The 6598-nt window shown below is 66.6% G+C and carries 1 protein-coding gene; it reads right to left on the reverse strand.

The features are described 5' to 3' along the window. Window positions 1–1602 precede the first annotated feature (1602 nt). Window positions 1603–5751: a reverse transcriptase domain-containing protein gene (locus Q8R60_10675; protein ID MDP3712930.1), complete on the reverse strand. Its 4149-nt coding sequence runs from the start codon at window positions 5749–5751 to the stop codon at window positions 1603–1605. Window positions 5752–6598: the final 847 nt, after the last annotated feature.

Here is a 6598-nt window from a genome sequence, read left to right on the forward strand (position 1 = left end):
CAACCCTTACAAAGCCTTCGACCCATCGGGTCGAAATCCGCTAAATTTGGTGGTGACCACCCCGTGGAGAATCTGGCTTCCCGATACGGCCGGCCTTGCGAGCACCTCAGTGGTCGCCTTCGGGATGGCCTCGAGATCGTCGGGAGCCGACGGGTACCTGTGCCCTATAAGGTGTAGTCAGCACGGGCGTATGCCCGATGATGTAGCTTCGGGATACCTTGCCGTCGACCGCGAGGGTCACGGCCAGCTCGGCGCTCGCGAGGCTCGAGGGTACCTCGGCCTAGGACGTGGCCAAGTGATGGCCAAGCAGGAGTCGCCACCTTCGGTCGCCCCGCTGTCGTCCGGTCGCGGCGCGAGCGTGTAGTACCACATGCGGTACTAGTTATAGGCATGCGCGTGTCCGGTAGCGCGGCGCTGGGGGCCTGGTGTCGCGAGGTCGTCGCAGTAAGGAGGTCAACCGTAAGTCAACTCACACTCGACCGATACCCGTGTCTATGCGAAGGAGCGCGACCATGGCGCGTCACGTCCCGGACCTGTGCCCACCGTGTGGCACGCAGCCGCAGCGCCGCCGAGCATCTCGCCGCCACGCAGGAGGCGAGGAATGTCGGTCAACGCGTTGACCGATCCGTGCAATAACACCAAGGCATACCCATGCACCTCGGCTTCGCCGCGCAGGCGTTACCGCGTGCGTGCCTATCGTCAGGAAGGCCGATGGCGCCCAGCCACTCGCCCGCAGGCGGCGTGGTGGAACGATCCAATCGCCCGACCCGTGCAATAACCCGCACTCGCACCGCGATCACCTCGGCAACGCCACGCAGGCGATGCTGCACGGCACACACACGCTCCGATCGCCACGCAGGCGTCGGGCGGTGCGTGCTCGCACCGGTGTGAGTCGTAGTACTCGCGTGAGTGTGCCGATCACACCGATGCGTGACCCTGCACTAGGCACTCGTCGCTCCGTCAACTCCGTCACATAGCCGCGAGCTAGACGCGCACACCGACAGCGGGGTAGCTAGTCCCGCGTGGCGCTTGCGTCGTTGCTCTTACTGGGTGGCCCCAGCAGGCACCGCGTAGGCGCCGCCCACACATGACACGTCTGCCCGTGTGGGGACTAATAAGGAGCCGAGGGCTGTGATAGGCACCTCGTTGTGCTCCGCGCTCGCCTTCTTCGACGAGCTCCTCGGTGGCGGGAGTGAATGTCCCGATATGGGCGTGGGGTGCATTGAGGGAGGGCACCCGTTCCGCTGGCTCGTCTGTGTCACCTTCGATGGCGATCCGAGCGATCGCGACGACAGCACGGAGCTGCGCGTCGCTGTTGGAGCTGGGCACTGGCCGTGTGCGCTGCAGCTCGGGGGGCGCCTAGTTCGGCGCTAGCTCGTCTTGGAGCGGGTTGCGACAGGAGTAAGGGGCTTGGCACTGCCGGGAGCGACCCGTGGCGCTGCCGTGTATTGACGACGGCCGTTACAGCGTATAGTGAGGCGGCACAGCGTGTGCTGGCCTCACATCACCCCCGGTTTTGATGAGCACAGACTCCGTCGTGCTGATCTTGTCGCAGATATTGATGATTAAGTTGTAATTGATGGCGAGTTCGTTGACGTCGCCCTAGACGTCGTGGTAGCGCTGACACCACGCGTTGATGAGCGCCAGCAGCTCCGCATGCGTGTGCACGCGGCGGAGATCGACGCGGATGTCCTTCATGTCGCGACCGCCCGCTGGGAAGGTGTTCTCGAGCGTGAGCTTGATCGCCTTGAGCAGCGCGGGCGCGACGGGCTTGTCCGGCGGGAGCTCGGTGACCTCGTTGCGCAACTCGCGCAGCTGTTGCTGCAGGCCCGAGCCGCGAGTGGCCGCCGAGTGCTGGTCCGCCGCAGACGTCGAAGTGCTGGGCGCCGGTGCAGGCGGTGGCCGCGGCGCTGGCGCAGCAGGTGCTGCCGATGGCGGCGCCGATGCTGAGGGAGCGGGGCGTCGCGACGCGCGTGGCGCGCGTGCCAAAGTGAAGTCGTCCGCGTCCTCGCCGTCGGAGGGCTCGAAGTCGGCCTCGCTGGCGTCGGAGGCGTCGTCCTCGTGCAGGTCGACCTCCGTGGGGTCGTAGTCGATCAGGGTGGGGTAGAGCTTCTCCACGTGCACCTTGTCGACGTGCCCGTTCGAGTCGCGCGCGGGGCGGATCTTGTAGGTGTCTGTCGCGACGTCGGCATCGACCACCACGTAGGGGCCGAGCAGGCGCTCGTCGAGCTTGTTGCGCGGCCGCTCGTTCTTGCGGAAGACGAACTGGCCGACGGCGAACACCAGCGGCGTCGAGTTGGCGTCGTGGCGCACGGCGGCGCGCTTCTTCGCCTCGGCGTCGATCTTCTGGATGAGCGCCAGGGTCGCCTCGTGGTGCGCCTTCGACTTCTCCAGCAGGCGGCTCGGATCCGCGCCCGGCAGTGGCGCAGCGAGCGTCGCCATCGCCGGCGAGAGGGCTGGCCAGGTGTACATCACGTCGTGGGGGACGTGGCCGGTGGTGGCGTGGCGCGAGGTGTTGTAGGCGAACTGCACCGCGGGGAGGTACTCGTCCCAGTCGTCGAGCTCGGAGCCGACGTAGTGGGCGAGCATGGCGACGAGCGTGTGATTGAACCGCTCGACCATGCCGTCCGTCTGAGGGTGGTACGCGGTGGTGTTGACCTTGTGCACGCCGAAGACGCGGTAGACCTCCGTCATGAGCTGGCCGACGAAGGCGGAGCCGAGATCGGAGAGAAGCCGTCGCGGCGCTGCGCGCTCGAGGCAGATGCGCTTGACAAAGACGCGAGCGACCTCGGCGGCGGTCTGGGTGCGCAGCGGCTGCAGCACGGCGTAGCGCGAAGCGTAGTCCATGAAGACGATGACGTAGGCGTAGCCACGCCGAGTGCGCGGCAGCGGGCCGAGGATGTCCATGCCGAGCATGTCGAACACGCCGGCGACGGAGATGGGGTGGAGCTTGCCGACCGGGCCGCGCCGAGGAACCTTGCCGCGCATGCAGGACTCGCACTTGTGCTCGAAGTCGTAGAGGTCGGTGGCCATGCGATGCCAGTGGCAGTCGCGGGCGAGGCGCGGGAGCGCCTTCTTGAAGCCGAGGTGTCCCGCGGTGGCGTCCGAGTGGTAGGCCGCGAGGAACTGCGGCACGAGCGTCGGCGGCACGGCGAGAGGCAGCTCGGTGTCCGAATCGGGAAGGAGGACGCCGGTGCGGCGCTTGGCGCGTTGCGGAGCGCTGACGAAGTAGAGCAGGCCGTTCTCCGCGAGCAGGTAGTTGTCGGAGGCGTTGCGCACCTCCGGGTTGATGTCGGCGAGGCGCTTGGCGGGGTCCGTCTTCAGCACCTCGAAGATCTCGCCCAGGTACGAGTCGGCGCGCTGATGTTTCTGCACCTCCGCGATCGAGAGGGGCAGCGGGCGCCGCTCCGCCTTGCCGCCGGTGGCCGAGACGAGGACCGCCGCAGCGATTGACTCGACTTGGCGATCGAAGACGTCCTTGCCCGGAATAGGCAGGCGACACTTGAGCGGATCGGCGCCGTTCGCCTCGCAGATCGCGCAGCGGCGAAGGCGTAGGTGAGGGTCGCGGTCGAGGAAGTCGCCCATGAGCGCGGGGTCCGCGGCGAGCTCCTCGGGCGACGGGGTGAACGGCGGCCGAGTGAAGGCGTCGATGTGGCGATGTTGCGCCGCCGGCTGGTGCACCCAGCGGATGTTGTACACGCCGAGGACTTGCACGTGACGCGCGTACTTGGCGTGGACGGCCGCCTGGTCGTGCAGATGTTGAAGTGAGCGGTGGTCGATCCGAACCTCGAACTCCTGGCTGAAGTCGAGGTAGTGCGAGAAGTGGCGCACGCCCTCCATGACGCCGTGCAGCTCCCGCTCGTAGGTGACGCCCTTGGCGATGGTGCTCGGGATGCGGAAGCTGTGGAACTCGATCGGGCGCAGCTTGCGCTCCTTGTCATACTGAGAGAGCGTGGCGTGGCCGAAGAAGTCCGACGCGTCCGTCTCGAGCACGAAGACCTCGTCGAAGTTGGGCAGCGCGAGCAGGTTGCCCGGTGCGCAGAGAGCCGCCTTGAGCCGCTCGAAGTGCTCCGCCTCGCGAGGGGTGAGGACGAGATCGATCTTGCCGCGCCGCGGATTCCGCCCCGCCGCCTCGATGCGCCGCTGCGCCGCCGTCAGGCACTCGGTGAGCGGGCGCGAAATGTCCGCGTAGTTCTTGATGAACCGCCGGTAGTAGCTGAACAGAGCGAGACACGACTCGAGTTGCTTGTTGTCGGTGGGCAGCTTGCAGTCGCGGATCTTGTCGAGGTTCTTCAGCGAGGGGCGCAGGCCGTCCTTGCCGACGAGGTGGCCAAGGAACTTCACCTCCTCGTAGCCGAACTTGCACTTGTCCGGCCGAGTGCTGAAGCCGTAGTCGCGAAGTCGCGTGAGCACAACTTCGAGCCGCGCGTAGTGCTCATCGAAGGTGCGGCCGTACACGATGATATCGTCGATGTAGGCGAGGGCGCCGCGGTAGAGGATGTCGCCGAGCGCGCCCTCGAGCGAGCGCTGCATCCACGGCGGCGAGTTGGTCAGGCCCATCGGGACCATCTCGAACTCCCAGTGGCCAGAGAGCAGCGAGAAGGCGGTGAACTGCTTGGCCTCCTCGGCGAGGCGCACCTGCCAGAAGGCCGAGGCGAGGTCGAGCACCGAGAAGATGGACGCACCGCCGAGCCGGGCGAGCAAGTCGTTAGGGCGCGGCAGCTGGTACGCATCGCGGATGGTGGCGGCGTTGACCTGGCGGTAGTCCACGCAGAAGCGCCACGTGCCGTCAGCCTTGCGCGCGAGAACCACTGGGGAGTTATACGGCGAGACCGAGGGCCGCAGCACGCCGCCCGCGTGCATCTTCGCGGCGATCTTGAGCATCTCCAGCTGCGCCTCGAGGCGCTGCGGGTAGCTGCGGTTGTTGATGACGGCGCCGGGCTTGAGCTTGATCTCCATAGGCGGCGCCTTGCTCTTGCCAACGCTGTCAGCCGGCGCGAGCTTGAGGGCGTCCAGCAAGAGCGCGTAGATACGCGCCTTCTCCGCCTCGGGAAGGTCGGGGTTGATGTCGAACTTCACCTCCGCCTTGCTCGGTCCGAGTGGCGGCTCGGCGATGTCGTCGGCGGTACGGTCCTTCTCACCGACGGTTGCCGCGCGCCGCTCACCTGGCGCTGACGTAGAGACGGAAGCGCTTGTGCCGTCCGAGGGACGCGCTGAGGGAACCTCGGTCGGCGTCAACAACTTGGCGATGTCGTCGAAGTTGATCTCGAGCAGCTCCTTCGTCTCGGTGACCACGTCGAGCTGGCCGAGTACGTCGCCCGCGTGGAGGCGCTGGGCCTTGTCCGAGAAGTTGCTGACGAACACTGCAGACGTGTAGCTGGATGCGTCCTGGAGGCCCGCCTCGATGTAGGCGCTGTGCCGCTCCATGAAGTGCGCGTCCGGGTCGAAGTGCATCCGCGTGTCGCCGTAGTAGGAGCGCTCGACCCGGGGATCATCGCCAGCGTGATAGACTTGCACGTAATTCGCCGTCCATGGTGGCAGCGTGACTGTTCGCAGGACGTGAGTGCTGATCCTCTGGGTGCTGACGTTAGCCGTGTAGTGGGTGATCAGCGTGCGCGCGCTGAACTTGTCGAAGTCCACCTGGGCGTGGGTGCCGAAGGTAATCTTCTGGTTGTCCCAGTCGATCTTGGTGGAGCCGGCGAGGGCGAGCAGGTCGTTGCCGATGACGAAGGACGACGGTGCGTTGCCCACGACGTAGACCTTGATGTTCTCCTCGACCCAGTCACCGCAGGAGAATGTCAGTGTGACCATGCCGCGACAGGGGACGACGCGGCCGTTGAAGTCCTTGAGCTCCTTCTCCGGCGGCTCCAGCGCGGGTGGTGCCGACAGGTAGAGGTGCCACAGCGTGTCCCAGGTGATGCACGTTGGCGCGCCGCTGTCGACCAGGACGTAGCGCAGCCGCCGACGGTTGATCTTACATGACACTAGGGGGTCCCGGACTTGCATGTCCCGACTGAGTGGCGGCCCTGGGTGTGTGCCGTCTGCCGATGCAGATGTGGCCGCCGATGTTGCCGCTGATGTTGCCGCAGGTGCGGACGCCGCGGGGGGCGGCTGCGATGGCCGGGAAGGTGCCGACGGTGTCCTCAATCCACTCGTCGACGCCGATGTTGGAGCCACTGATGTTCCTGCCGCCTGCGGCGTGGCGCCGCGATCCACAGGCGGGTCCTCCGCGTTAGGGGCACTGTCTCCAGTCGACAGCGCCCCGACTCCTAGTTTTTCGGCTGGATGCTGGGGTTGCTTGAGGCGCCTTGATGTGGTGCGCCCCTCGGTGGCGCGCTGCCTTGCACTGACGGTCCACCAGGTGGGGGGCTTGGGAAGGAGCGTGGCGAGAAGCCGCCGCGCCCGCGACCGCGTCCGGCTCCCATGTACGGATTCCGCGTCAGCGGAGTTGAGGGGGCGTCCGCCGAGGTGGGCGCCGAGGCTGACGTCGCCTCCGCAGATGGTGGGTGAAGATTTCGGCATGCCTCGGAGTTGTGCGACCAGTTCGGTCCATGGTGGGTGCACATGTGCGTAGGCCGATCCTTCGGCCCGGGCTTGC

This window comes from Mycobacteriales bacterium (assembly GCA_030697205.1).
Lineage (GTDB): Bacteria > Actinomycetota > Actinomycetes > Mycobacteriales > SCTD01 > JAUYQP01.